Source organism: Elusimicrobiota bacterium, from assembly GCA_026388095.1.
In the GTDB taxonomy this organism is placed as follows: Bacteria; Elusimicrobiota; Elusimicrobia; order UBA1565; family UBA9628; genus UBA9628.
The window spans coordinates 1-23,692 of sequence record JAPLKL010000034.1; the positions used below are offsets into that span (position 1 = coordinate 1).

17 protein-coding genes are annotated in these 23,692 nt (G+C 68.5%); 14 read left to right on the forward strand and 3 right to left on the reverse strand.

The window, feature by feature from the left end; translation table 11 throughout:
* Positions 1-79: 79 nt before the first annotated feature.
* Positions 80-508 (forward strand): hypothetical protein, encoded by a 429-nt coding sequence (locus NTY77_07790; protein MCX5795377.1) that lies wholly within the window; start codon positions 80-82, stop codon positions 506-508.
* A gap of 954 nt (positions 509-1,462) precedes the next feature.
* Here NTY77_07790 and NTY77_07795 read toward each other — a convergent pair.
* On the reverse strand, positions 1,463-2,734 hold the full coding sequence (locus NTY77_07795) for an AI-2E family transporter (protein ID MCX5795378.1): 1,272 nt from the start codon (positions 2,732-2,734) through the stop codon (positions 1,463-1,465).
* Positions 2,735-2,911: 177 nt separating this feature from the next.
* Here NTY77_07795 and NTY77_07800 point away from each other — a divergent pair, with 177 nt between their 5' ends.
* Genes NTY77_07800 through purE form a run of 9 tightly spaced genes read left to right on the forward strand, consistent with a single transcriptional unit; the run spans position 2,912 to position 13,434 of the window.
* Entirely contained in the window at positions 2,912-4,075 is a 1,164-nt protein-coding gene (locus NTY77_07800) for a GuaB3 family IMP dehydrogenase-related protein (GenBank protein MCX5795379.1), read from the forward strand.
* Between the two features lie 2 nt (positions 4,076-4,077).
* A complete protein-coding gene (guaA, locus tag NTY77_07805; GenBank protein MCX5795380.1) occupies positions 4,078-5,682 on the forward strand; it encodes a glutamine-hydrolyzing GMP synthase in 1,605 nt (534 codons plus the stop codon).
* On the forward strand, positions 5,679-6,566 hold the full coding sequence (locus NTY77_07810; GenBank protein MCX5795381.1) for a phosphoribosylaminoimidazolesuccinocarboxamide synthase: 888 nt from the start codon (positions 5,679-5,681) through the stop codon (positions 6,564-6,566). Before guaA ends, NTY77_07810 begins: the two co-directional genes overlap by 4 nt.
* 5 nt (positions 6,567-6,571) lie before the next feature.
* Complete coding sequence (locus tag NTY77_07815) at positions 6,572-7,099, forward strand: phosphoribosylformylglycinamidine synthase subunit PurS (protein MCX5795382.1); 528 nt, start codon at positions 6,572-6,574, stop codon at positions 7,097-7,099.
* Complete coding sequence (purL, locus tag NTY77_07820; protein ID MCX5795383.1) at positions 7,099-9,525, forward strand: phosphoribosylformylglycinamidine synthase subunit PurL; 2,427 nt, start codon at positions 7,099-7,101, stop codon at positions 9,523-9,525. Before NTY77_07815 ends, purL begins: the two co-directional genes overlap by 1 nt.
* On the forward strand, positions 9,522-10,295 hold the full coding sequence (purQ, locus tag NTY77_07825; GenBank protein MCX5795384.1) for a phosphoribosylformylglycinamidine synthase I: 774 nt from the start codon (positions 9,522-9,524) through the stop codon (positions 10,293-10,295). The genes purL and purQ overlap by 4 nt, the downstream gene beginning before the upstream one ends.
* A gap of 6 nt (positions 10,296-10,301) precedes the next feature.
* Positions 10,302-11,690 carry an amidophosphoribosyltransferase gene (gene purF, locus NTY77_07830; protein MCX5795385.1) on the forward strand — a complete coding sequence of 463 codons (1,389 nt, stop codon included), beginning with the start codon at positions 10,302-10,304 and terminating at the stop codon, positions 11,688-11,690.
* Positions 11,687-12,955, forward strand: coding sequence for a phosphoribosylamine--glycine ligase (purD, locus tag NTY77_07835; GenBank protein ID MCX5795386.1), 1,269 nt, complete (start codon positions 11,687-11,689; stop codon positions 12,953-12,955). Before purF ends, purD begins: the two co-directional genes overlap by 4 nt.
* Complete coding sequence (gene purE / locus NTY77_07840; GenBank protein ID MCX5795387.1) at positions 12,952-13,434, forward strand: 5-(carboxyamino)imidazole ribonucleotide mutase; 483 nt, start codon at positions 12,952-12,954, stop codon at positions 13,432-13,434. Before purD ends, purE begins: the two co-directional genes overlap by 4 nt.
* A gap of 46 nt (positions 13,435-13,480) precedes the next feature.
* On the opposite strand, the gene NTY77_07845 is transcribed toward purE, so the two are convergent.
* A complete protein-coding gene (locus NTY77_07845; protein MCX5795388.1) occupies positions 13,481-14,809 on the reverse strand; it encodes a FecR domain-containing protein in 1,329 nt (442 codons plus the stop codon).
* Positions 14,810-15,934: 1,125 nt separating this feature from the next.
* Between NTY77_07845 and NTY77_07850 the strand changes: the two genes are divergently transcribed.
* Entirely contained in the window at positions 15,935-16,948 is a 1,014-nt protein-coding gene (locus NTY77_07850; GenBank protein MCX5795389.1) for an inorganic phosphate transporter, read from the forward strand.
* A 760-nt stretch (positions 16,949-17,708) separates the two neighbouring features.
* Positions 17,709-19,214: a hypothetical protein gene (locus NTY77_07855; GenBank protein ID MCX5795390.1), complete on the forward strand. Its 1,506-nt coding sequence runs from the start codon at positions 17,709-17,711 to the stop codon at positions 19,212-19,214.
* A 7-nt stretch (positions 19,215-19,221) separates the two neighbouring features.
* On the opposite strand, the gene NTY77_07860 is transcribed toward NTY77_07855, so the two are convergent.
* The gene (locus NTY77_07860; protein MCX5795391.1) at positions 19,222-20,415 is read right to left on the reverse strand and encodes a heparan-alpha-glucosaminide N-acetyltransferase domain-containing protein; all 1,194 of its coding nucleotides are present in this window, start codon (positions 20,413-20,415) and stop codon (positions 19,222-19,224) included.
* Between the two features lie 150 nt (positions 20,416-20,565).
* Between NTY77_07860 and NTY77_07865 the strand changes: the two genes are divergently transcribed.
* Together NTY77_07865 and NTY77_07870 are read left to right on the forward strand one after the other, a co-directional pair.
* Entirely contained in the window at positions 20,566-22,476 is a 1,911-nt protein-coding gene (locus tag NTY77_07865; protein ID MCX5795392.1) for a tetratricopeptide repeat protein, read from the forward strand.
* Positions 22,477-22,520: 44 nt separating this feature from the next.
* Positions 22,521-23,690, forward strand: coding sequence for a carboxylate--amine ligase (locus tag NTY77_07870; GenBank protein MCX5795393.1), 1,170 nt, complete (start codon positions 22,521-22,523; stop codon positions 23,688-23,690).
* Positions 23,691-23,692 lie beyond the last annotated feature (2 nt).

Below are 23,692 nucleotides of genomic sequence, written 5' to 3' on the forward strand. Positions count from 1 at the left end.
AGGTAGACGTGCAGGCCCGAGCGGCCCTATGCTAGACTGACGCGACGCCCAGCGTCGCTACGCTCCGATAGTGGACGGCATGGACCGGACGCGTGGTCGGCATGAACCGAAACGCTGGTCGGCTTGCCCGGATTACGCATTCACGCTCAAGAACGGCCTGCGCGAAGCCTCAGGCCGCTTCCTGGTGGGGGACGGCAACCAGTCCAACTACGTGGCCGGAGGCGAGGTCACCAAGACCATCAAGACCTCCCAGGGCAAGGGCGCGGAATACAAGAAGTACGGCGTCATCGTCAACTGCCTGCCCACCCTCAACCCCGACGGGCAGCACGTGCGCGTGGAATGCCAGTTCGAGATCTCGGGCCCGGGACGGAAGAACCCGGACCTCGAGGCCTGGGACCTCGACACCTTCCAATACCAGGCCGGCTTCGTGGCCGAGTTGGGCAAGCCCCTCGCCCTGGTCGACGAGACGGACCGCCGCGTCCAGGTCACGGTCAGCCGGGCGCCCTAGCCCCAATGCCGGTCACTTAAGGTCCGCTTCCGTCGGCCGCTGCCGTTAAGACCCTCGGAACCCCGTAGGGGTTCCGAGGCCGGCGCGACGATATTCCTCTGTCGCGCCGACCCTATGAGGATTCTGAGTGCTGGGTCACTTCCGGCGCCAAGCGCCGAGAGGGCACGAAGAGAGAGTATTGGGCCGAAGTCTCAGTGATCTGGATGGCGACCTGAAATGCTGATTCTATTTATGGAATAACGATAAATTTAGCAATACCTCCAGCGCTGGCGGCATATGCACATTGCTCACCCTCGGACGAGACTTCACTTCGCAGATTCTCGGATTGATTCGGATTGAGCGGCTCAAGCGCATATGCCGCCAATTTTAACTTCAATGGGATCCCTTTTGTGTTTTTCCCGACGGTGAGCCGGTCTGGGCGGCCCTCCGTCATCTTCGCCGGCCTTCTGATTTCCTTGACGGCCTCCCGTTTCCCTCACATTTTCAAAAAATTGTTCTTTATTTTGCAGCGCTATTCACATCGCGCGCGCGATGTGAATAGCACCGATATTTTCAGCGTTATTTTTCTAAAAACGTAGGACCATCTGCCCTCGCATGACGCTCGATTGCGCCTCATTCGTACTTGCATGAGAGGCCCTCATCCATCAGACACAGGTCGGACACGACCGACGCGGCACATGCGCATCGATCACCATCGGACCAGGCTTAGTCGTCGAGAATAGATGACGGGGACCGTGGTCCGCGCCCTCGGATCGACACCTCTGGCAACGGGCATCGTAAATCCCCGGATTGGGTGACTGATAATCATCTGCCAGCAGCGCTGGAGGTGGAGGGGCTAGAAGTGATGGGGGAATATGAAAAATTGGCACATCAAGTCGCCGTCTTTCGTCATAGCACAAAACTGCGTGCCGCTAAGTGACCGGCATTGCCCCTAGCCCCCGCCCGGACCGCAGCCTACGAGCCCTTCTCGTCTGACGCGTCCGCAGCCTCGGGCGGACTACGCTCTTCCTTGCGTCGATCGCCCGAGATCTCCACGGCGATCGCGGCGGCCTGCTCTGCGGGCACGCCCTCTGTCCGGCGCTCGTACTCATCCTCCGAGCGCTCGTCCCCGACGCGCTGCTCCACATCTGCGACCTGTTCCTGCTGACCCGGCAGCTCGACGCGAAGCTCCTCGATGAGCATCATGACCGTGGCTGCGACAGGCAGCGCGAGGAGCGCGCCGGGGATCCCCATCAACGTCCCCCCCGCCAGAAGCGCGAAGAGCACGACGGACGGCGGCAGGCGCAGCGCCCGTCCATAAATGCGGGGGACGAGCACGCGGCTCTCGAACTCCTCGTACGCGAGCATGATCGACAGGACGACGGCCACGACGACCGGGCCGCGAGCCAGCGCCGCAAGGGCCATCGGCCCTATCGAGAGCAGGGCGCCGATGTAGGGCAGGACATCGGCGACGCCGGCGAACACGGCCAGCGCCAAAGCGTGCGGCACGCCGCACGCCACCAGGAGGATGAACGAGAAGACCGCGATGAGCAGGCACGTGATCAATTGACCGCGGATGTAGGCGCCGACGATCGTCTCCAGATTCATCAGCACGCGGGCGAGGCGTATATGGTGCGAGCGAGGGACGACCGCGAAAAGCCCGCCCCGCAGCCGGTCGCGATCGATCATGATGTAGAGCGCGAGGAAGATGGCGCTGGCCCCGTACGCGGCGATCTCGAAGATGCGCATCGAGAAGGCGAAGGCCCTTACGTTGAGCGTACTCGCGGGAGCGCCGTATTTGACGCTGCGCAGCCAGCCCGCCAGCGGCACGGTCAGGTTGGAGCGGTCGAGATGATCCGCCAGGCGCGCGCGAAACGCGGGCTCTTGCTCGACCAGCGCCGAGGCCTGCGCCAGCAAGGTCGGGAACGTCAGCGTCACGACGAGAGTCGCGGCCACGAAGAGGAGTATGAAGACGAGCGCGATCGCCAGGCCGCGCTTGACCCGCCGCGCCTCCAGCCAGCTGACGGCCGAACTCATCGTCCCGACGATGAGAAGAGCGACGACGAGCACCAGGAAGACCGGCCAAAGCTGGATCAGCAGCCACAGGCAGGCCAAAACGAGGATGAGCTGGATCATCGTCGCGGGAGACAACTCCAAGCGCACCACGCGCGTCTTCTTGTCAGCGGAGGGCCGGCTCCCGGGGAGCGGCGGAACGCCGGCCGCATCGGACTGGGTCTCTCTATCCATGTTCTATCCCTCGGGCATCCCACGATCGTCGCCGCCGGATGACACGCGACTCTAACAGATTGCCCGGCGGCTGTCAACGCGGCGTCCGACGACGATTTCTGGATGCTTGCGTGACCTTTCCAAAATTGATAAATTTTATCGCCAGCAATCGCCGAGCCTGACCACGGAGGTGCCGAGATGGCGTTCTTCATAGGCCGTGACCGGGAAGCCCGCAGAGCCTACGGATTCGACGAGATCGCGCTGGTCCCGGGCGACGTGACCGTCAACCCCGACGAAGTCGACATCAGCCTCGCCATCGGGGACGTCAAGCTCGCCATCCCCTTCCTCGCCTCGGCCATGGACGGCGTCGTGGACGTCCCCTTCGCCATCGCCATGGGCAAGGCCGGCGGCCTCGGGGTCCTGAACCTCGACGGCATCAACTCCCGCTACGAGAAGCCCCGCGAGGTGCTCACCACCATCGCGGCCGCCAACCCCGAGGAGGCCACCAAGCTCCTCCAGGAGGTCTACCGCAAGCCGGTCCAGGAAGACCTCATCGCCGAGCGCGTCAAGGAGATCAAGCGCGCCAAGGTCCCCTGCGCGGTCTCCTGCATCCCGCAGAACGCGGAGCGCTTCGGCGCCATCGCGGAGAAGGCGGGCTGCGACCTCTTCGTGGTCCAGTCCACCGTGGCCACGGTCCGGCACAAGGCCTCCCGCTACAAGCCTTTCGAAATCGCCCGCTTCATTAAGGAGAGGGACATCCCGGTCGTGGTCGGCAACGTGGTCACCTACTCCGTGGCCGTGGAGCTCATGGAGGCCGGCGCCGCCGGCCTGCTCGTGGGCGTGGGCCCGGGAGCGGCCTGCACCACCCGCGGGGTGCTCGGCCTGGGCGTGCCCCAGGTCACCGCCACCGTGGACTGCGCCGCGGAGCGCGACTACCATTACAAGCGCTGCGGCCGCTACGTCCCCATGATCACGGACGGCGGCATGTCCACGGGCGGCGACATCTGCAAGGCGGTCGCCTGCGGCTCGGACGGCGTCATGGTCGGCTCGGCCTTCGCGCGCACCAAGGAAGCCCCCGGACAGGGCTACCACTGGGGCATGGCCACCCCGCACGCCAACCTGCCGCGCGGCACCCGCATCCAAGTCGGCATCACGGGCACTTTGGAGGAGATCCTCTTCGGCCCCTCCCGGCTCGACGACGGCTCCCAGAACCTGGTCGGAGCCCTGCGCACCTGCATGGGCTCCGTCGGGGCCACCACCATCCGCGAGATGCAGACCACGGAGATCGTCATCGCGCCCTCCATCAAGACCGAAGGCAAGCTCTTCCAGAAGGCCCAGCGCATCGGGATGGGCAAGGGATGAGAATGCCTTCAGCGCCGAAGGCGCTGAAGCCGACCGTCCCCCTAGGAGGGGGACGGTCGTTCCGTCAGGGTGGCCATGCGGACATCCTGATCCTGGACTTCGGGAGCCAGTACACCCAGCTCATCGCCCGCCGCCTGCGCGAGCTCGAGGTCTACGCCGAGATCCTGCCCTACTCCGCGACTCCGGAGCAGATCCGCGGCCGCAACCCGGCCGGCATCATCCTCTCCGGCGGCCCGGATTCCGTGCACCGCAGCGGCTCCCCCCGGCCCGACCCGGAGGTGTTCCGGATGGGCCTGCCCATCCTGGGCATCTGCTACGGCATGCAGCTGCTGGTCTCTTTGCACGGCGGCCGCGTCGCGCCGACCCGCCGCCGCGAATACGGCCACGCCGACGTGACGCTCACGGGCGCCACGCCGCTCTTCACCGGAGTGCCCAAGCGCCTGCAGGTCTGGATGAGCCACGGCGACGGCGCCCAGAACCTGCGCAACGGCTTCAAGGTCCTCGCCCGCACCGGAACCGCGCCTTACGCGGCCATCGGCGACGAAAGCCGCCGCTGGTACGGGGTCCAGTTCCACCCCGAGGTCGCGCACACCCCCCAGGGGGGCCGCATCCTGGAGAATTTCGCGCGCCGCATCTGCGGTCTCTCCCGAAGATGGACCATGGCTTCCTTGCTCAAGAGCCAGGTCGCGGAGATCCGCGCCCAGGTCGGCGACGACCAGGTCGTCTGCGGCCTCTCCGGCGGGGTGGACAGCTCCGTGGCCGCCGCCCTCATCGCCCTTGCCATCGGCAAGCGCCTGCACTGCATCTTCGTGGACACCGGGCTCCTGCGCCTGGATGACCGGCAGCGCGTGGAGAAGTATCTCGGCGGAGCCCTGGGCCTCGACATCAAGACCGTGGATGCCTCGGCCCTCTTCCTCAAGCGCCTGGCCGGCGTCAGCGACCCGGAGCGCAAGCGCAAGATCATCGGCAAGACCTTCATCGAAGTCTTCGAGCGCGAGGCCAAGCGCCTGCGCGACGTCTCGTTTTTGGCCCAGGGCACCCTCTATCCCGACGTGATCGAGTCCGTCTCCGTGCACGGCCCGTCGGCGGTCATCAAGAGCCACCACAACGTGGGAGGGCTGCCCAAACACATGAGGCTCAAGCTGGTGGAGCCCCTGCGCTTCCTGTTCAAGGACGAGGTCCGGCGCCTGGGCCGGGAGATGAGGCTGCCCGCGGACATCCTGGGCTGCCACCCCTTCCCCGGCCCCGGCTTGGCCATCCGCGTCCTGGGCGCCGTCGACAGGACCCGGCTCAAGGTCCTGGCCGAGGCCGACGCCATCCTGCGCGAGGAGTTGCACGCCTCGGGCTGGTACGACAAGGTCTGGCAGGCCTTCACCGTGCTCCTGCCCGTCTGCTCCGTGGGGGTCATGGGCGACTCCCGGACCTACGAGGACACCGTGGTCCTGCGCAGCGTGGACAGCCGGGACGGCATGACCGCGGACTGGTCGCGCCTGCCCGCCGAGCTCATCGCCAAGATCTCCAGCCGCATCGTCAGCGAAGTCAAGGGCGTCAACCGGGTGGTCTACGACGTCACCTCCAAGCCCCCGGCGACCATCGAATGGGAATGAAGACGCCTACGCTGGAAGACGGCATCAAAGGTCTCACGCTGCTGCGCCGCGGCAAGGTCCGCGACGTCTACGACCTGGGAGAGCGCCTGCTCATCGTGGCCACGGACCGCATCTCGGCCTTCGACCATATCCTGCCCACGGCCGTGCCGGGCAAGGGCCAGGTGCTGACGCAGGTCAGCGCCTTCTGGTTCCGCAAGACGGCGCCGCTGCTGCCCAACCATCTCATATCCGCGGACCTCGCCGAGATCCGCCGCGAGCTGCCCGCGCAGGTGCGCCTGGGCGACGAGTTCGCGGGCCGCGTCACGCTGGCGCGCAAGGCCCGCCGGGTGGACGCCGAATGCGTGGTGCGCGGCTACCTGGCCGGCTCCGGCTGGAAGGAGTATCTCAAGACCGGCGCGGTCTGCGGGCACCGGCTGCCCGCGGGCCTGCGGGAGGCGGAGCGCCTGCCCGAGCCCATCTTCACGCCCTCCACCAAGGCCGAAGAGGGCCACGATGAGAACATCACCCGCGGGCGGCTCGCCGACCTCGTGGGCGCGGACACCGCCCGGCAGCTCGAAGCGGCCGCCCTCAAGCTCTACGGCTTCGGCGCCGATTTCCTGGCCCCGCGCGGCGTGATCCTGGCCGACACCAAGTTCGAGTTCGGCTTCCTGGGAGGCACGCTCATCGTCATCGACGAGATGCTGACCCCGGACTCTTCCCGCCTCTGGCCCGCCGCGAGCTACCGGCCCGGGAGCTCCCCCGAGAGTTTCGACAAGCAGTTCGTGCGCGACCATCTGGAACGCGTCCGTTGGGACAAGGCCTCGCCCGCGCCCGCCCTGCCCGCCGAAGTCGTGGCCGGCACGGCGCAGCGCTACGAGGAATTCCTCAGGATCGTCACAGGATGAAGCCCATGAGCGACAAGACAGACGTCTTGACCAAAGAGGCGCCGCAGGCCGCCGGCGCCGGCCCCGGCAATTACCTGGTGGAGGTCAGCCTCAAGCCCGACTTCACCGACTCCGAGGGACTCTCCGCCCAGTGGCTGCTCCACTGCGCCGGGCTGCCGGCGCGCGCGGTGCGCGTGGGACGGCTCTACGACCTGCGCGGGCCGCTCAACCTCGGCCATGTCCACGTGGCCGCGCGCGAACTGCTCTGCGACTGCGTGACCCAGGAGTTCCGCATCTGCCACAGCGCCTGCGCCGCGCCCCACAACGGCTGCCTCTGGCGCGTGGAGGTCTGGCTCAAGCCCACGGTCACGGACACGGTCGCAGAGACCGTGCGCGCGGCGCTGCGCGACCTGGGCATGCCCGACGTGTCCGTGCGCTGCGGGATGTCCTACCACATCGCGGGTAATTGCGGCCGCCACCAGCTCGACAAGGCGGTGGGCCGGTCGCTCGCCAATCCCATCGTCCACCGCTTCAGCCTGCACGAGGCTCATTGATGCCGATCCACACCGCCGCGCCGCCGCCGCCGGCTGCCGAGACCGTGCCGTTCTGCGGCCTGCAGCCGCAGGACCTGCGGGCCCTGAACGTCAGCCACGGCTGGTCGCTCAATGCTCCCGAGCTGGCCGCCATCCAGGCCCATTTCCGGGCCCTCAAGCGCGAGCCGTCCTTGGCGGAGCTGGAGACCTTGGCCCAGACCTGGTCCGAGCACTGCAAGCACAAGACCTTCACCAGCCCCATCCGCTTCAGCGACGGCAAGAAGACCCGCCTCATCAAGAGCCTCATCGAGGAGACCATCTTCAAGGCCACCAAGCAGCTCGCCCGCCCGTGGTGCCTCTCGGTGTTCAAGGACAACGCGGGCATCGTGGCCTTCGGCCCCAAGTGGGCCCTGGCCTTCAAGGTCGAGACCCACAACCACCCCAGCGCCATCGAGCCCTACGGAGGGGCCGAAACCGGGGTGGGCGGCGTCATCCGCGACGTCATGGGCGCGGGGTTGGGCGCCAAGCCGGTCTTGAACACCGACGTCTTCTGCTTCGCCCCCCCGGACTACGACGGCCCCTTGCCCGAGGGCGCCCTGCACCCGCGCCGGGTCTTCAACGGCGTGGTCGCCGGCGTGCGCGACTACGGCAACCGCATGGGCATCCCCACGGCCGCAGGCGGCCTGTGGTTCGATGACGACTATCGCCTCAACCCGCTGGTCTTCTGCGGCACCGTCGGGATCATGCCCACCTGGGCCGTGCGCAAGGAGGTCAAGCCGGGCGACCTCATCGTGGCGGCCGGCGGGCGCACGGGCCGCGACGGCCTGCACGGCGCCACCTTCTCCTCCGCGGCCTTGGAAGGGGCCCAGCTCTCCGCCGTGCAGATCGGGCACGCCATCAACGAGAAGAAGCTCCTCGACGCCCTGCTGGCGGCCCGCGACAAGAAGCTCTACCGCGGCGTGACCGATTGCGGCGCCGGCGGCTTCTCCTCGGCCATCGGGGAGCTCGCGGCCGAGTGCGGGGCGCGCGTGCGCCTGGAGGCCGCGCGGTTGAAGGTCTCCGACTTGTCCCCCTGGGAGATCTGGCTCTCCGAATCCCAGGAGCGCATGGTCTTCGCCGTGCCCCCGCGCAGCCTCAAGGCCTTCGCCGAGGTCTTCGCCTGCGAGGACTGCGAGACCGCGGTCCTGGGCGAGTTCACCTCCACCGGCCGCCTCCAGGTCACCCATGCCGGGACCTCCGTGGTGGACCTGGACATGCGCTTCCTGCACGACGGGCTGCCCCGCTGCGAGCGCGCCGCGCTCTGGGCCCCCCAGAAGCCGGCGCCGGCCAAGGCCTCGGCGCACAAGAAGAGCCTGGCCCAGATCCTCACAGAGGGCCTCGGCCACCTCAACGTCTGCAGCCGGGAATGGGTCATACGGCAGTACGACCACGAAGTGCAGGGCGGCACGGTCATCAAGCCCCTGCAAGGCATCCGTCACGACGGCCCCGGAGACGCCTGCGTCATCTGGCCCCATGCCGCCACCGGCGATCCTTCCGACCACCAGGGCTTCGCGGTCAGCCACGGCCTCAATCCGGCCTACGGCAAGATCGACCCTTATCGCATGGCCCTGGCCTGCGCCGACGAGGCCCTGCGCAACCTCCTCTGCGTGGGCGCCGACATCTCCCGCGCGGCCTTCCTCGACAACTTCTGCTGGGCGAGTCCCGATGACCCGGCCCAGTTGGGGGCCCTGGTGCGCGCCGCGGAGGGCTGCCGCGACGCGGCCCTGGGCTTCGGCGTGCCCTTCATCTCCGGCAAGGACAGCCTCTACAATCAGACCAAGGACGTCAACGGCAAGGACCTCGCCATCCCGGGGACCTTGCTCATCTCGGCCCTGGCCCCGGTCGCCGACGTGCGCAAGGCCCTGACCATGGAGATCAAGGGGCCGGGCAACGCCCTCTACCTCGTGGGCTGGACCGCCGAAGAGCTGGGCGGCTCTTTGTTCCACCAGGTGTGCGGTCGCTGCGCCAGCTGCGCCGCGCCGGCCGTGGACACCCGCGCCGCTCTGGCCGCCTTCAAGGCCGTGCAGTCGGCCCTGGCCAAAGGCCTGGTCCTCTCCGCGCACGACCTTTCCGACGGCGGCCTCGGCGTCGCGGCCGCCGAGATGTGCTTCACGGGCGAGTCCGGAGCCAGCCTGGACCTCGACGAGGTCCCGCGCCGCTCCCCCATCTATTCCGACGAAGTCCTGCTCTTCTCCGAGAGCGCCAGCCGCATCCTGCTCGAGGTGTCCCCGGAGCACGAGGCGGCCTTCCTCAAGGCGCTGCGCGGCGCGCCGGTCAAGCGCGTGGGGACGACCATGGCCAATCCCGTGCTCAAGGTGACCGGCCTCGACGGCCGGGTCGCTTTGGAGGCCGCGCTCTGCGACCTCAAGAGCGCCTGGCAGCTAGGCCTGCCCCGGAGGCTGGGATGAAGCGCCCCAAAGTCCTCGTCCTGCGCGCGGCCGGGACCAACTGCGACCTGGAGACGGCCGAAGCCTTCGCCTTGGTGGGCGGAGCAGCGGAGCGCGTGCACATCGACCGCATCCGCACCGGCAAGACCAAGCTCATGGACTTCGACATCCTGATCCTGCCCGGCGGCTTCTCCTACAGCGATGACGTGGGCGCGGGCCGCATACTCGCCAACCAGCTCAAGCTCTACTTCAAGGAGCTGCGCAACTTCGTGCGCCTGGGGCGGCCGGTGCTGGGCATCTGCAACGGCTTCCAAGCCTTGGTCAAGGCCGGTCTGCTGCCCCTCTCCCACGGCGAGCAGACCGCGGGGTTCACGGCCAACGATTCCGGCCGATTCGAGGCGCGCTGGGTCCACCTGCGCCTCAACACCCAGAGCTCGTGCCTGTTCTTCAAGGGCCTGCCCGAGATGATCGAGCTGCCCGTGGCGCACGGGGAGGGCAAGCTGGTCCTGAAGTCCCCCCGCCAGCTCGAGGAGCTCAAGAAGAACAAGTCCATCGCCATGCAGTACGTCAGCGACGACGGCAAGCTCGCGGGCTACCCGGCCAACCCCAACGGCTCGATCTTCAACATCGCGGCCCTGACCAACCCCGAAGGCAACTGTCTGGGCATGATGCCGCATCCGGAACGCTACACCACGAGGTTCCAGCATCCCAGCTGGACCCGGCAGACCTTCGTCAAGGAGGGCGTGGGCCTGGAGATGTTCCGCAACGCCGTGGAGTATTGCCGAGGCTAGAGTCCATTGTGCGGAATCGTCGGGATAGCTGATTCGCCGCAGGCCGCCCAGCTCGCGCACCTGGGCCTCTTCGCGCTGCAGCACCGCGGGCAGGAATCCGCGGGGATCGTGTCCGCCTACCGCTCCGAGCTGCGCCCGCACGTGGGCATGGGCCTGGTCTCCGAGGTCTTCGACCACGCGATCCTGCAGGCCCTGACCGGAGAGAGCGCCATCGGCCATGTGCGCTACTCCACGACCGGCGCCAGCCATCTCAAGAACGCCCAGCCCCTGCTCTTCAAGACCACCCACGGGCCCATCGCCATCGCGCACAACGGCAACCTGACCAACGCCGCCCGCCTGCGCCGCAGCCTCGAGCACCGCGGCGCCATCTTCCAGTCCGACACGGACACCGAGATCATCGCGCACCTGCTGGCCCGCGAGCCGGGCCCCGTGGAGGAGGCCTTGGTCGCCAGCCTGCGGCAGGTGGAGGGCTCCGGCTGCCTGCTCATCCTCACCCCCGACAAGCTCATCGCGGCGCGCGACCCCCACGGCTTCCGGCCCCTGGTGCTGGGGGACCTGGACGGGACCGCGATCCTGGCCTCCGAGACCTCGGCCTTGAACCTGCTCAAAGCCCGGCTCGTCCGGGAGGTCGCGCCCGGCGAGGTCCTGGTGCTGGAGAAAGGCCGCAGCCGCAGCCTCAAGCCCTTCGCCCCGGTGAAGCTCTCGCGCTGCGTCTTCGAGCAGGTCTACCTGGCCCGGCCGGACTCCAACATCTTCGGCCGCAACGTCCAGGCCGTGCGGCGCGAGCTGGGCCGGGAGCTGGCCCGCCAGACCAAGGGCCTCAAGGCCGACGTGGTGGTGCCGGTCCCGGATTCCGGCGTCTCGGCGGCCCTGGGCTTCTCCGACGAGTCCGGCATCCCCTTCGAGATGGGCCTGGTGCGCAGCCACTACGTCAGCCGCACCTTCATCAAGCCCAGCCAGGAGCTGCGCGAGCTCGCCGCGGAGCTCAAGCTCGCCCCGGTGCCCGAGACCCTGCAGGGCAAGCGGGTGGTGCTGGTCGACGACTCCATCGTGCGGGGCACCACCTCGCTCAAGATCACCAAGAGCCTGCGCCGGGCCGGCGCCCGCGAGGTCCACATGGCGGTCTCCAGCCCCCCCATCATCTCCCCCTGCTACTACGGCATCGACACGCCCTCCTGCGCGGAGCTCATCGCCAGCCGGCGCTCCGTGCCGGAGATCCGCCGCTTCCTGGAAGTGGACAGCCTCCACTATCTTGACCTGGGGCGCATGCTCAGGGCGGCAGGCGGGGGCGACGCCTCCGGCTTCTGCTCGGCCTGCTTCACCGGGAAATACCCCACGTCCATCCCCGAAGCCAAGCCGCAGGGGCGCAAGGGCAGGAAGGCGGCCGCGCGATGAAGGTCCTCATCCTGGGCTCCGGCGGGCGCGAGCACGCCTTGGCCTGGAAGGCGGCGCAGAGCCGCCTGGTGCAGAAGCTCTACTGCGCCCCGGGCTCCGACGCCATCTCCGCTTTGGCCGAGTGCATCCCGCTGGACTGCTGCGACGCCACCGAGGTGGCCGGGTTCTGCGCGGAGAAGGGCGTGGACCTCGTCATCGTTGGCCCCGAGGGGCCGCTGGCCGCGGGCGTAGCCGACGTCCTGCGCCGGGCCGGGGTCCGGGTCTTCGGGCCGGGCCAGGCCGCGGCCAGGCTGGAGTCCTCCAAGGCCTTCGCCAAGGACTTCTTGGCCCGCCATCACATCCCCACGGCCCGCGGCCGCTGCTGCGCGAGCGTGGAAGAGGCGGCGGCCGCTTTGGAGGCCATGAAGTTCCCTCTGGTGGTCAAGGCCGACGGCCTGGCCGCGGGCAAGGGCGTGCGCGTCTGCGCCGACCGCGAGGAGGCCGAGGAGACGGTCGAGGACTTCATGAGCCTCAAGACCCTCCAGGCCGCGGGCGAGACCGTGGTCATCGAGGAGTGCCTCTCGGGCCCGGAGCTCTCGGCGCTGGCCCTGACGGACGCAAAGACCTACAAGCTCCTGCCCCACAGCCGCGACCACAAGCGCCTGCTCGACGGCGACAAGGGCCCCAACACCGGCGGCATGGGCGCCTTCGCCCCGGTCGAGACCGGCCCGGAGCTCGAGTCGGCCATCCGCGCGATCTTCGACGCGGCCTTGGCCGGCCTGCGCGCCGACGGGCTGGATTACCGCGGCGTGCTCTACGCCGGCCTGATGCTCACGGCCCAGGGCCCCAAGGTCCTCGAGTTCAACTGCCGCTTCGGCGACCCGGAGACGCAGGCGCTCATGCCCCTTCTGGACTGCGACCTGGTGGCGCTGACTTTGGCCTGCGCGGAGGGGCGCCTGGGCCCGGCCGAGCTCAAGGTCCGGCCGGGGGCCTGCGTCTGCGTGACGCTCGCCTCCGAGAACTACCCGCGCGCGCCCATGACCGGCCGGCCCATCACGGGCCTGGAGGATTTCCCGGAGAGCCCGGACCTGAGGCTCTTCCACGCCGGGACCGCCCGCCCCGGCGGGCGCTGGACCACGACGGGCGGCCGGGTGCTGGGCGTGACCGCCTGGGGCCCGGACGCCTCGGCCGCGCGGCGCCGCGCCTATGAGGGCGTCTCGCGCGTCTGTTTCGACGGGATGCACTACCGCCGCGACATCGCAGGCGAGCTGCTGGCGCTCCGATGAAGCCAGCTCTGGTCGGGATCCTGATGGGCAGCCGCAGCGACTGGGAAGCCATGAAGTCGGCCGCGGACATGCTCGAGAAATTCGGCGTGGCGCACGAATGCCGGATCCTCTCCGCGCACCGGGCGCCGGACGCCGTAGCCCGCTACGCGGCCTCGGCCGAAGGCCGGGGCCTGCGGGTGCTCATCGCGGGCGCGGGCGGGGCCGCGCACCTGGCGGGCGTGGCGGCGGCCAAGACGATCCTGCCGGTGCTGGGAGTGCCCATGGCCTCCAAGCACCTCGGGGGGCTGGATTCCCTGCTCTCCACCGTGCAGATGCCCAAAGGCGTTCCGGTGGCCACGCTGGCCATAGGAGAGAGCGGGGCGGCCAACGCGGCCCTCATGGCCGTCGCCATCCTGGCCCTATCGGACGCGGGCCTGCGCCGCAAGCTCCAGGCCTTCCGCCGCAGCCAGACCCGCGCGGTCCTCTCCCAGAAGCTCTGAGCCGGAGCTTCCCCCCGGATCGACGCGGTCCTGGCCCGAGCGGATGTCATCGGACCAGGGGCGCAGTCGCGGTCTGCAATGAGCCGGTCGCCGAGCCCGTGGCGGTGGCGGCTGTGGCGGAGTTGGAGTACTGCAGGTCGACCTTCATGTCCGCCGCCGCCGTCCCGCCGCGGTTCATGAAGGACACGGTGGTCTTGGAGAAGTCCCCGCCCGACGTGCCTAGGCTGGGGCCGAAACCGTTGAGCGTCTTGCCGAAAATGGCATTGCCGGTCGAGCCGGCGAACGAATCCGCGCTGCTCTGGGGAGCCGAGTCCGTGATCGGGCCGCTGAGACTGATGTTGCCTCCGGACAAGACGCGCGCGCCGAAGTCGACCGAGAGCTGGAAGGTCAGGCCTCCGGGGACATTCGTGCCGGCGCCGCAAGCGGTCCCTCCGGAGCAGAAATAGTCGCCGACCCCGCTGTAGGAGCCGGTGCCCTGCAGGCTGCGCACCTGGTCCCAGGTGGAGAGGCCGTCGGCGATGGGACTCGCGGTCTGCGCGGCCGTCTGCTGAGCGGTGTTCGCCGAGTTCGAGAAATTGAGCACGTCTGCGGAGGTTCCGGCATTGCCGCTTCCGGCCGCCGTGTCCTGCCCCGCCGCCTGGCTCGTGGACTGCCCGCCCTGCGCCGGGCCTGCCCCACCACCCGCGCCGCCCGCGCCGCCGGCGGCCGGCCCCTGCTGCGGGGCTTCGCCCAGGGAGCCCAGGATCTGCTGGGCCTGCGCGCTCATATCCGTCACCCCGGCGGGGGGCTGGCCCGGCAGGACCGTGGTGCCGAAGCCCGGCTGGGTGATGACCACATCCGAGCCCGCGTTGCCCACGGCCACGCTGCCCGGGTTCTCGTTGGCGTTGTTCTGCGCCCCGGGTCCGAAGAGGATGACGGTGGAACCGCCCTGCGAGACCTGCCCGCCCGCGATGGTGCCCCGGATGCCGATGGTCCCCACCGGCAGCTTGACCTTCATGCTCGCCGGGTCCTTGCGCGCCACCTTGCCCGTGACGAAGCGGAACACGCCCTTGGTCACCCGCGCCGTGACCTTGCCCGAGCTGGTGGCCGGGTCGTAGACGAACTCGTCGAGGACCATGTCGCTGTCGGGGCCGATCGTGAAGACCGTTTCGTCGAGCAGCAGCACCTGCAGGCGGCCCGCCGCGTCGGTGGTGACGTGGTCGTTGAGGAAGACCGGCTTGCCGCTGGAGAGCACCCGGCCCACGGCCGCGCCGGGCGCCTGGGCCATGACCGCGCCCTTGACGGCAGCGGCCGCGCCGATGCGCGTGAGTCCCGCGGCCGGGACCTGGGCCGAAGCGGCAGTGACGACGCTGAGGAGCAGAGCGAGAAGGGTCATAGGCGGGCCTCCCATCCAGGTGTTCTTCCGATGATTGTACCTTTTGGCGGGTTCCGGCGCAGGAGCATGCGGGACATCAGGCCTAGAGCCAGGACGGCGTAAGTCCCATCGATCTCAGGCCCGACAGCCCAGGCGCTGTCTTCGGCCCGGGCTTACACTTTACCAGCAGTGGACCGACTATCGCGCAGACTCATCGCTTCGGGAGCCGCCGCCGCGCTCCTGATCACCGCGCCCGGCCTGCCCTGTTACCAGGCCGCGGCCGGCGTCGTCACTTCCGGCGTCGTGACCTCCAGCCTCGGTTCCGCGGCCGACACCGGCGCGGCCGGCAGGTCCGGGTCCGTCGCGCCCGACTTCGACAACTCCGGCCTGCGCCCCGTCCTGCGGCTCGATTTCGGCCTGCTCGGCGCGGCTCCCGCCGCTCTCGTCCCGCAAGTCGCCCCCGGACACAGCGTCCTGCCGGCGCCCATGCCGGAGGCCGCCGTCGCCGTCCCTTTGCCGGCCCCGGCGGAGCAGCCCAAGGCTGAGCCGGTCCCGGCCGGGAGATTCCAAGAGGCCCAGATCCGCCTGGACGCCGTCGCAGCGGGACAGGACTTGCCCGGCATAGGCCGGACCCTCTCCGAGCCGAACGCGGCGCCTGAAAGCGTCCAGGCCGTCTCAGCAAAGGCTTTCGACGCTCAGGTCCCCGCCCGGGACGCCGAAGCCGTGCCGGCGGCCGCGAACCTAGCCAGGTTCAGCCGGGGACTCGCCGGGACCTTGGCCGGCCTGCACAAGCGCTTCGACCTGGCCTCCGAGGGACAGGCCGAGCCTGAACCTCCCCCTCCGGCGCCTGCGCCGACGCGCGGCGGCAAGGCTCTGCAGGCCGCGCGCACCGGCCTCGCCGCGCTGCTGGGGGCCGGCATGGGGGTGGGCTTGGTCTTCTCCGGAGCCGCGGCCGCGACTTTGACCCCGCTCGCCGCGGCCGTGGCGGGAGGTCTCGGCCTGGCCGCTTTGGCCTGGGCCGCCAAGAAGCGCTTCGCCGCGCAGCCGGGCGCGGTCCGCAAGCCCCTGGCGCCCGCGCTCCTGGGCGCGGCCGGGCTCTTCCTGCTCGGCGCCGCCGCCTCCCCCGTGCTGGCCGGGCTCGTGGGCATGACCGCCCTGCACGTCGGCTCCGTCGGGCTCCTGGTCTCCTTGGCCCTGCTCTTCGAGTTCCTCAACGGCATGCACGACGCGGCCAACTCCATCGCGACCGTGGTCGCGACCAAGACCCTCACCCCGCGCCAGGCCGTGCTCTGGGCCGCCTTCTTCAACTCCATCGCCTACTTCGTCTTCGGCGCGCACATCGCCACCACCATCGGCAGCGGCCTCATCAGCCCGGCGGTCATGTCCAACGCCCTGCTCGCCGCGGCTCTGCTCGGGGCCAGCCTTTGGAACTGGATCACGGTCAAGCTCGGCATACCCGTGAGCTCCTCGCATTCGCTCATCGGCGGCCTGGTGGGCGCGGCCTTGGTGGCCGGCGGCTTCAAGGCCCTGGTCGCCGCCAGCCTCCTGCGCACGGCGCTGTTCATGGTCGTCTCCCCGGTCGTGGGCTTGGCCGTCTCTTTCGCGCTCATGGCGCTGATCAGCCATTTCTTCCCGGGCCCGCTCTCGGATCGGGCCCGCAAAGCTTTCGGCGGGGCGCAGCTCGCCTCCTCGGCGTTCCTGAGCCTGGGTCACGGCGGCAACGACTCGCAGAAGACCATCGGGATCATCACGGCCCTGCTCTTCGCCAACGGCTTCCTGGGCGCGGCGTTCCATGTGCCCTGGTTCGTGGCCGCCGCCTCCTACCTGGCCATGGGGCTGGGGACGATGATGGGCGGCTGGCGCATCATCAAGACCTTGGGCGAGAAGGTGACCAAGCTGGACCGGTCCATGGGCACGGCGGCCGAGGTCGGCGCCGGAGCCGCCATCATGCTCTCCACCTGGCTGGGGGTGCCCGTCTCCACCACCCACGTGGTCACGGGCTCCGTGACCGGGGTGGGAGCCGCCCACAACGGAGCCAAGTCGGTGCAGTGGGGCACGCTGAGCAAGATCGCCTGGGCCTGGGTCCTGACCATCCCCTTCGCGGCGCTCGGCTCGGGCCTGCTCTACCTGCTCTTCACGGTGCTGCTCCGGGTGGCCTAGCAGGCTGCTGATAAAGTCCGTTCTGGGAGCGCCCGGCGGTCGTCTGCCGGGCGCAACCGACCCGCGCACCTGCCCGTAAGGAAGGCGGGCAGGTACCGTGCGTCGATAACGCACGGAAGCGGGGCGGCAGAACCCATCCGATAGGTTGCACGAAGGATGGCGCCTTCGGCGCGACTGGCGAGCCTTCGGCTCGCCAGTTCGGGGACGGACTGTTGCCCGCTACCGAAAGGACTGTGTCCGGACCAGAGCTGTCCGGGGAAAGTCAAAGAAGCTTGCCCGGACGTTCTCTGAGTCTCTCGGAGCGGAACCGACCTGCGACGATCCTGGGCCCGACAGGGTTCTCTGTGCGATGCTGTCCGGGGCAGGTCTGGTCGAGGAATCTTAAGATTCCGGAGCAACTGTGTCCGGACACAGCGCACCCCGCCGCAACTCGCAGGACCCATCGGGGTTGTCAACGGCCACAGCCGGTATCGCCGGCGCGGGCCAACGCCGGGATGATGTCTCGGGACAGGCTCTAAAGCCGCGCAAGCCGATTCAACGAGGCCTGCTGCCGATTTTCCGTCGGACAATCCCGACCGGAGGCTGTTTCATCAGGGCTTGTTGCGTCGCGCGACGGATTTCCCCGGACAGGAGTGGTCCGGACACAGTCCTTTCCGCTGGGGGGTTTATCAGCAGCCTGCTGGCGCGACAGCCGGGCGCCGGCCCAGAAAGTTGTAGTATTGTCCTAGCCGCGTCCGGCCGGCGACCGGGCGCCAACCTGATGGCTTCCTCTCGAAAGTCTGCCGATTGGCCGGTCCTGGCCTTGCTGACCGGCGCCACGGCGGTGAGCCTCGGCGCATGGCGGATGGGGCGTCTCGGCTTCTACCATGACGACTGGTATTACCTCTATGCCCTCGGTTCCGTTCCGCAGGGGATGCTCTCCTGGATGCGCATCCTCGTCAAAGAGCTGCCGCCGCTGGTCTTCCGGCCCCTGGAGATACCTCTCTTCGCGGCGCTCTACGCCGCCTTCGGCGCCCACCCGCTGCCGTGGCACCTGTCTTTGCTGGCCATCAACGCCGCGCTGGCCTTCGCCTTGTTCCGGCTGCTCCGGCGCTTCGAGGTGGACTGCCGGGGCGCCGCCCTCTGCGCCCTCGTCTTCGTGGCTTATCCCAGCAAGGACGCCTGCGTGTTCTGGCCCTTCGACCTGATCAACTCCCTGGCCCTGGCAGCCTTCCTGGCGGCCTACCTGGCCCATCTGGATTACGTCGAGACCGGCCGAGGCCGGTCTTTGGGCCTCTCGGTCGCGGCCTGGATCGGCTGCATCGCGATATACGACCAGTGCACCCTCCTCTTCCCGCTCTGGCTGCTCACGCCCAGGACGCTGCGCGAAGGGATACCTCCGCGGGCCTGGCGGGGCCTATGGGCCGCCCTCGGCGTGGCCGCGATCTCCTCCGCGTACAAGCTATGGTGGGTGCCGCACGCCTTCGGGACGGCCTACAACAAAAACATCATGTTCTCCCTCGCCCAAGCCGTGCGGGTCTACGGCCTCGGGATCGCGGCGAACCTGGGCCCGCGGCTGGCGGGCTACGTCGCCCGGTCGGCCTGGCGCGCATTCACCGTCTCTCCGGAGGTCGCGGCCCTCGCGTTCCTGCTGCCGTGGTCGCTGTGGTGGCTCCGATCCAAGGAGGCGGCGGCGGCGCGTCACGACGCGAACACGCTGCTGGCTCTCGGCGGGGCGGTGTTCCTGCTCGGCTATCTGCCCATCGCCGTCTCCGATTACATCCCGACCCCCCTCAGCCACATGAACCGGATCAACGAGGTGCCGATCCTGGGGCTGGTTTTGGCCCTGGCCGGGGTCTGGAACCTCCTGGGCCGCCGCCGCCGCGTCCTGGCGGCCGGCTGCGCCGCCGCCGGCCTCCTGCTGGCCGCCCACGTCGCCTTCGCCGATGCTTGGTCGCGATCCTACGAGCTTCAGCTCGAGATCCGGGACGTCATCCGATCGCAGCCGGAAAAGTGGCCGCATGGCACGAAATTGCTTTTATGGTACGAGCCCCATTACATCGAGGAAAAGGCTCCGGTCTTCATCGCGAGCTGGGACATCACCGGCGCCGCCCGGATATGGACGGGAGACCCGTCGCGGGAGGCTGACGTCCTGCCCGCGGCCATGGAGTTCCTTCCGGAAGGCGTCGCCCAGGGGGGCCGCCTCCTCCCCTACAAGTCCTTCCGCGTCCTGGACCTCGCTCACCGGACCATCGTGGAGGTCGGCTACCAGAGCTTTCACCGGTGAACCCGGCTTAGCCAGGCTTGGGCGTGGCCCGGGCGAGGATCCACTCCAGGCTCCAGCGGCCCCGCGCGCGGTCCCAGCGCTCCAGCAAGACAGCCAGCGACCCCAGGAAGGCCGCGCCCGCGATGAATGCGGCCAGCGGGCTGCAGAGGTGCTCATAGAACATCGTCCGGGACCCGGCCGCCCAGCCCATGATCCAGAGCGGCCAGAAGATGAGGATGTGGTGGAGCACGTAGATGGTCAGGGAATAGCGGCTGAGCCGGCGCAGGTAGCGCCGCAGGCCGGTTTCCCTCGGGGAGCGGTCGCAGAGGCGGCGCAGCAGGGCGAAGGTCGCCAGGGTCAGCCCGAGCTGGAACAGGAACATCGGGAAGGAGTCCGGGTAGAAGGAGAGAGGGGCGACGTAGGAGTCCACGGCGCGCAGCCCGGGCCCGGCCGAGCCCAGGAGAGCCAGGGCCGCGCCCGCGGCGAGCCCGACCAGCCCCGCCGCGCCCAGGGCCAGGTCGAAACGGCGCGAGAAATCCGCCTTCTGCTGCAGCCGCCCCAGTCCGTAGCCGGATAGGGAGAAAGCCATCCAGGGCAGGACGGGGAAATAGCCGTTCAGGAAGAAGCCGGTCAGGATGCTGCGGAGGCCTCCCCCGCCGGCGTATTCGTCCACCGGGTCGACCAGGATGCCGGGCAGCAGTCCGGAGATGCCGGGGACAGGGTCGAGGGAGCCGCCCCATTGAGCGACGTAGCCGCTATGGGAACGCAGCGGGGGCGCGGCCAGCACCAGGGCGGCGGCCAGGCCGAGGAAGGCCGCTGGCGGCAGGCCGCGCAGGAGCCGGATGGCCAGCACGCAGGTGCCGATGAGGGTCAGCACGTCCCATTCGAAGAGGGCGTGGGGGCCGCGCACGGCCAGGGAGAACAGGAACCCGCAAAGGACGATGAGCGCGCCGCGCTTCATGGTCCGGTCGCGCGGCAGGTCAAGGAGGGCTGCGCCGGGAGGCAGCCGGGCCTGGGACACAGCCTGGCTCAAGCCGACGAGGAACAGGAAGAAGGGCGCGGCGAAATCTCCGACCACGTGGTTGCTGAAGAAATAGACCCAGGTGTAGCCGGCGTCCGGGGCCGAGAGGAAGATGGGGAAATGACAGAGCACCATGAACGCGATGGCGAGCGCGCGCATCACGTCGATCGAGTCGAGCCGCTGGGCAGGATGAGGAGCCACGGTCCGGTATTATACCCTCCCGGCCCGGGCCGCGCCATGATGCGCACCGCAGTCGCTGGATGACCGGGATCAGGGGCACGGGGCCGGTCCCAGGGCCCACTCCGGCGGCGTTTTGGTATCATCACCTTTGCCAGGCCCCCATAGGGCTCTATGGACCAGGATTCCAAAACGCCGGCGGCGTGCAGTCCCAGCCCGAGCGGGGCCTCGATACCGGCCTCGCCATGGCGGCGCCTGGCTTTACCCGCTCTCCTCGCAGCCCTGACCTTGGCCCTTTACGGCGACTCGCTCAACGATCCGCTCGTCTTTGATTCGACGATCATCCTCACGCCCTCCCGGCTGGAATGGACCCTGCAGCATTTCGGGATAGGCCGTCTTTTCGATCTGAGAGCTCTGACTTGGCTGTCCTTCGCCGGGACCTATTTTTTCTTCGGCATGAAGGTCTTCTGGCACAACCTGCTCAACGCGCTGTTGCACGCGTCGAACGTCGCGCTGATCTTCATCTTCCTGGAGCGGCTGTTCGCGCTGGCGCTGCGCCCCGTGGGACAGGACACCCCCGCGCGGAACCTGGCCTTTTCCGGGGCGGCGCTCTTCGCCGTCCATCCCATCAGCGTCTATGCCACAGCCTACCTCAACCAGCGGAGCATCCTCCTGGCGACCTTCTTCGCCTTGCTGTCGCTGATCTCCTTTCTAAAGGGATTCGCGCAGGATTCCCGCCGCCATAGGATCTGGTCCGCGGTCTTCTATTTTCTTTCCGTGCATTCCAAGGAGCACGCCGTCATGCTTCCGTTGGCGGCCTGCAGCCTGGTCCCCTTGATCTCGCAAGCGCAAGGTCGGGCGGCCCTGCGCAAGTTGTGGCCGTTGTGCCTGCTCTATGCGGCGATCGCCGGCGAGATCATTTTGAGGGCTCGCGGGGTCCTGGGGAAAGCCTACGAGCCGTATGCGGCCGAGATCCTGGGAAGTCTTGCCAATGACCGGCCAGCCCATTTGTACGCCCTTAGCGTGCTCACGCAGAGCTGGATGTTCTTTCGCTACCTATGGTTATGGCTCTGCCCGCATACGGGGTGGATGTCCGTCGATATGGTGTTGCCCATGGCTCGCGGCTTGCTCTCGTGGCCCGAGACGCTCGCATTGCCCTGCCTGGGAGCTTACGCGTGCGCTGCGTTGGCGTTGTTGCGCAAGCGCGGGCGCCTGGGCCTGGCGGGGTTCGGCTTGCTGTTCCCGCTCCTGCTCTTCCCCACGGAATTCGCGGCCGTCCGTACCCATGAGCAATTCGTGCTCTACCGCAGCTATCTTTGGATGCCCGGGTTCTTCGCGGTCCTGCCCCTGGCGGCGGCGCTCCTTTCCCGTAAAGCGAGGATCCCTCTGATGATCTGCGGTCTCCTGTATCTGGCCATGGGAGCGAGGGATCGCTTGGCGACGTTCCGCGACCCCGTGTCTTTGTGGGCGGACGCGGCGGCGAAGCTCGATCCCAAGGCCTCCAAGAACTCCCCAGCGTACCGGCCTATCGGGTGCCTGGCCCAAGCGTATGCGCAACGGGGGGATCAGGAGCGCGCCATCCCCTTGTACCGCCGCGCCTTGGAACTGAACCCCCGCTCCGTAGAGAACCAGTACGACCTGGGCAACTCTCTCAGGAGCGTGGGGAGATGCCGCGAGGCGGTGGCCCACTACGCGGCCGCCGTGCAACTCAAGCCGTTCGCGGACGGCTTCAACAACCTCGGCCTGGCATTCGCCTGCAGCGGGGACATCGCCCCGGCGATCGCGGCGTATCGCCAAGCCATCCGGGTGTCGCCGGACAGCGTGGAGGCCCTGGTCAATCTCGGCAACCTGCTGCAGAAGAAGGGCGACTTTGCCGAGTCCAGGGATAGCTACACCCGCGCCTTGAGGCTGGAGCCCAATCGAGCGGAGATCCATAACAACCTAGGCCTGCTGCTGGCTCGCAACGGAGCGGTGGACGAGGCCATCGTCCATTTCAAGGAAGTCGTCCGCCTGAAGCCGGATGACCCGCAGGCTCGCGCCAATCTCGACAAGGCGTTCCAGTTCAAGAGACTGACGAGCCGCTGATCCGGCGTCGTTTTGGTATCATAACCTCCGCCGGCCTGCACCCCATGAACATCCTCTACCTGTCGCCGGATTTCCCGCCGAACTACCGCCGCTTCCCGGTCTGCCTGCGGGAAGCGGGCGCCACCGTGGTGGGCATCGGCTGGCAAGACCCCGGACGCCTGGCCCCCGAGGTCAGCCGGTCCTTGGCCGACTATTGCCGGGTGCCCGACATGGGCAACTACGACCACGTGCTGCGCGCGGCCGGCTACCTGGTGTCCCGGGTCGGCAAGCTCGACCGCATCGTGTCCCAAGAGGAGCACTGGATCGACCTCGAGGCGGCCCTGCGGCTCGACTTCAACGTCGCGGGCGATAAGCCCGACGACATCCGCGCCTTCCGCCACAAGTCGCTCATGAAGGAGAACTTCAGGCGGATCGGAGTCCGCGTCGCGCAGGGGGAACTGGCCGTAGACCCCGAGGCGGGCAGACGTTTCGCCCGTCGGGCGGGCTACCCGCTGATCGCCAAGCCGGACCGAGGCGTGGGCGCCCACGCGACCTTCAAGCTGGCCAGCGACGAGGATCTATCGGACTTCTTCAGGCGCAGGAGCCCGGAGGTCCCCTACATCCTTGAGGAGTTCCTGGAGGGCTTCATCCAGTCTTTCGACGGATTGACCGGCCGGGACGGCGCCATCCTCTTCTGCGCGTCCCACCATTTCGTCCCCGACATCATGACCGCGGTCAACACGGACGACCACCTGCACTATTGGTCCATGCGCCGGATCCCGGAGGATGTCGAGGAGCAGGGGCGCAGGGCCGTCGCGGCCTTCGGCCTGCGCGAGCGCTTCTTCCACCTGGAGTTCATCCGCGGCCCGCAAGGGCAGCTGACGGCCATGGAGATCAACGCGCGGCCCCCGGGCGGGCTGACCACGGACATGTTCAATTACGCCAACGATATCGACGTGTATCGGCAGTGGGCCGAAGTCGTGGTCCACGGGACCTTCGCGGCCCGCTGCGAGCGGCCCTACCACGTCTGCTACATCGGGCGCAAAGCGAGCAAGCGCTACGCCCATTCGCATGAGGAGGTGCTCCAGAAGTACGGCCCGCAGATCCTGACGCACACCCCCATCGACTCCGTGTTCCGGAGCGCGATCGGCGACTACGCCTATCTGGTGCGGGCTCCGGAAATGGAGCGGATCCAGCCCATCGTGGCCTACATCCAGGAGTTGCGCGCGGAATGATA

What these genes read in the sequence shown, in the direction of transcription:
- NTY77_07790 (MCX5795377.1), top strand. Translation starts at nt 80, where the DNA reads ATGGACCGGACGCGTGGTCGGCATGAACCGAAACGCTGGTCGGCTTGC.
- NTY77_07795 (MCX5795378.1), bottom strand. Translation starts at nt 2,734, where the DNA reads ATGGATAGAGAGACCCAGTCCGATGCGGCCGGCGTTCCGCCGCTCCCC.
- NTY77_07800 (MCX5795379.1), top strand. Translation starts at nt 2,912, where the DNA reads ATGGCGTTCTTCATAGGCCGTGACCGGGAAGCCCGCAGAGCCTACGGA.
- guaA (MCX5795380.1), top strand. Translation starts at nt 4,078, where the DNA reads ATGCCTTCAGCGCCGAAGGCGCTGAAGCCGACCGTCCCCCTAGGAGGG.
- NTY77_07810 (MCX5795381.1), top strand. Translation starts at nt 5,679, where the DNA reads ATGAAGACGCCTACGCTGGAAGACGGCATCAAAGGTCTCACGCTGCTG.
- NTY77_07815 (MCX5795382.1), top strand. Translation starts at nt 6,572, where the DNA reads ATGAGCGACAAGACAGACGTCTTGACCAAAGAGGCGCCGCAGGCCGCC.
- purL (MCX5795383.1), top strand. Translation starts at nt 7,099, where the DNA reads ATGCCGATCCACACCGCCGCGCCGCCGCCGCCGGCTGCCGAGACCGTG.
- purQ (MCX5795384.1), top strand. Translation starts at nt 9,522, where the DNA reads ATGAAGCGCCCCAAAGTCCTCGTCCTGCGCGCGGCCGGGACCAACTGC.
- purD (MCX5795386.1), top strand. Translation starts at nt 11,687, where the DNA reads ATGAAGGTCCTCATCCTGGGCTCCGGCGGGCGCGAGCACGCCTTGGCC.
- purE (MCX5795387.1), top strand. Translation starts at nt 12,952, where the DNA reads ATGAAGCCAGCTCTGGTCGGGATCCTGATGGGCAGCCGCAGCGACTGG.
- NTY77_07845 (MCX5795388.1), bottom strand. Translation starts at nt 14,809, where the DNA reads ATGACCCTTCTCGCTCTGCTCCTCAGCGTCGTCACTGCCGCTTCGGCC.
- NTY77_07850 (MCX5795389.1), top strand. Translation starts at nt 15,935, where the DNA reads ATGACCGCCCTGCACGTCGGCTCCGTCGGGCTCCTGGTCTCCTTGGCC.
- NTY77_07855 (MCX5795390.1), top strand. Translation starts at nt 17,709, where the DNA reads ATGGCTTCCTCTCGAAAGTCTGCCGATTGGCCGGTCCTGGCCTTGCTG.
- NTY77_07865 (MCX5795392.1), top strand. Translation starts at nt 20,566, where the DNA reads ATGGACCAGGATTCCAAAACGCCGGCGGCGTGCAGTCCCAGCCCGAGC.
- NTY77_07870 (MCX5795393.1), top strand. Translation starts at nt 22,521, where the DNA reads ATGAACATCCTCTACCTGTCGCCGGATTTCCCGCCGAACTACCGCCGC.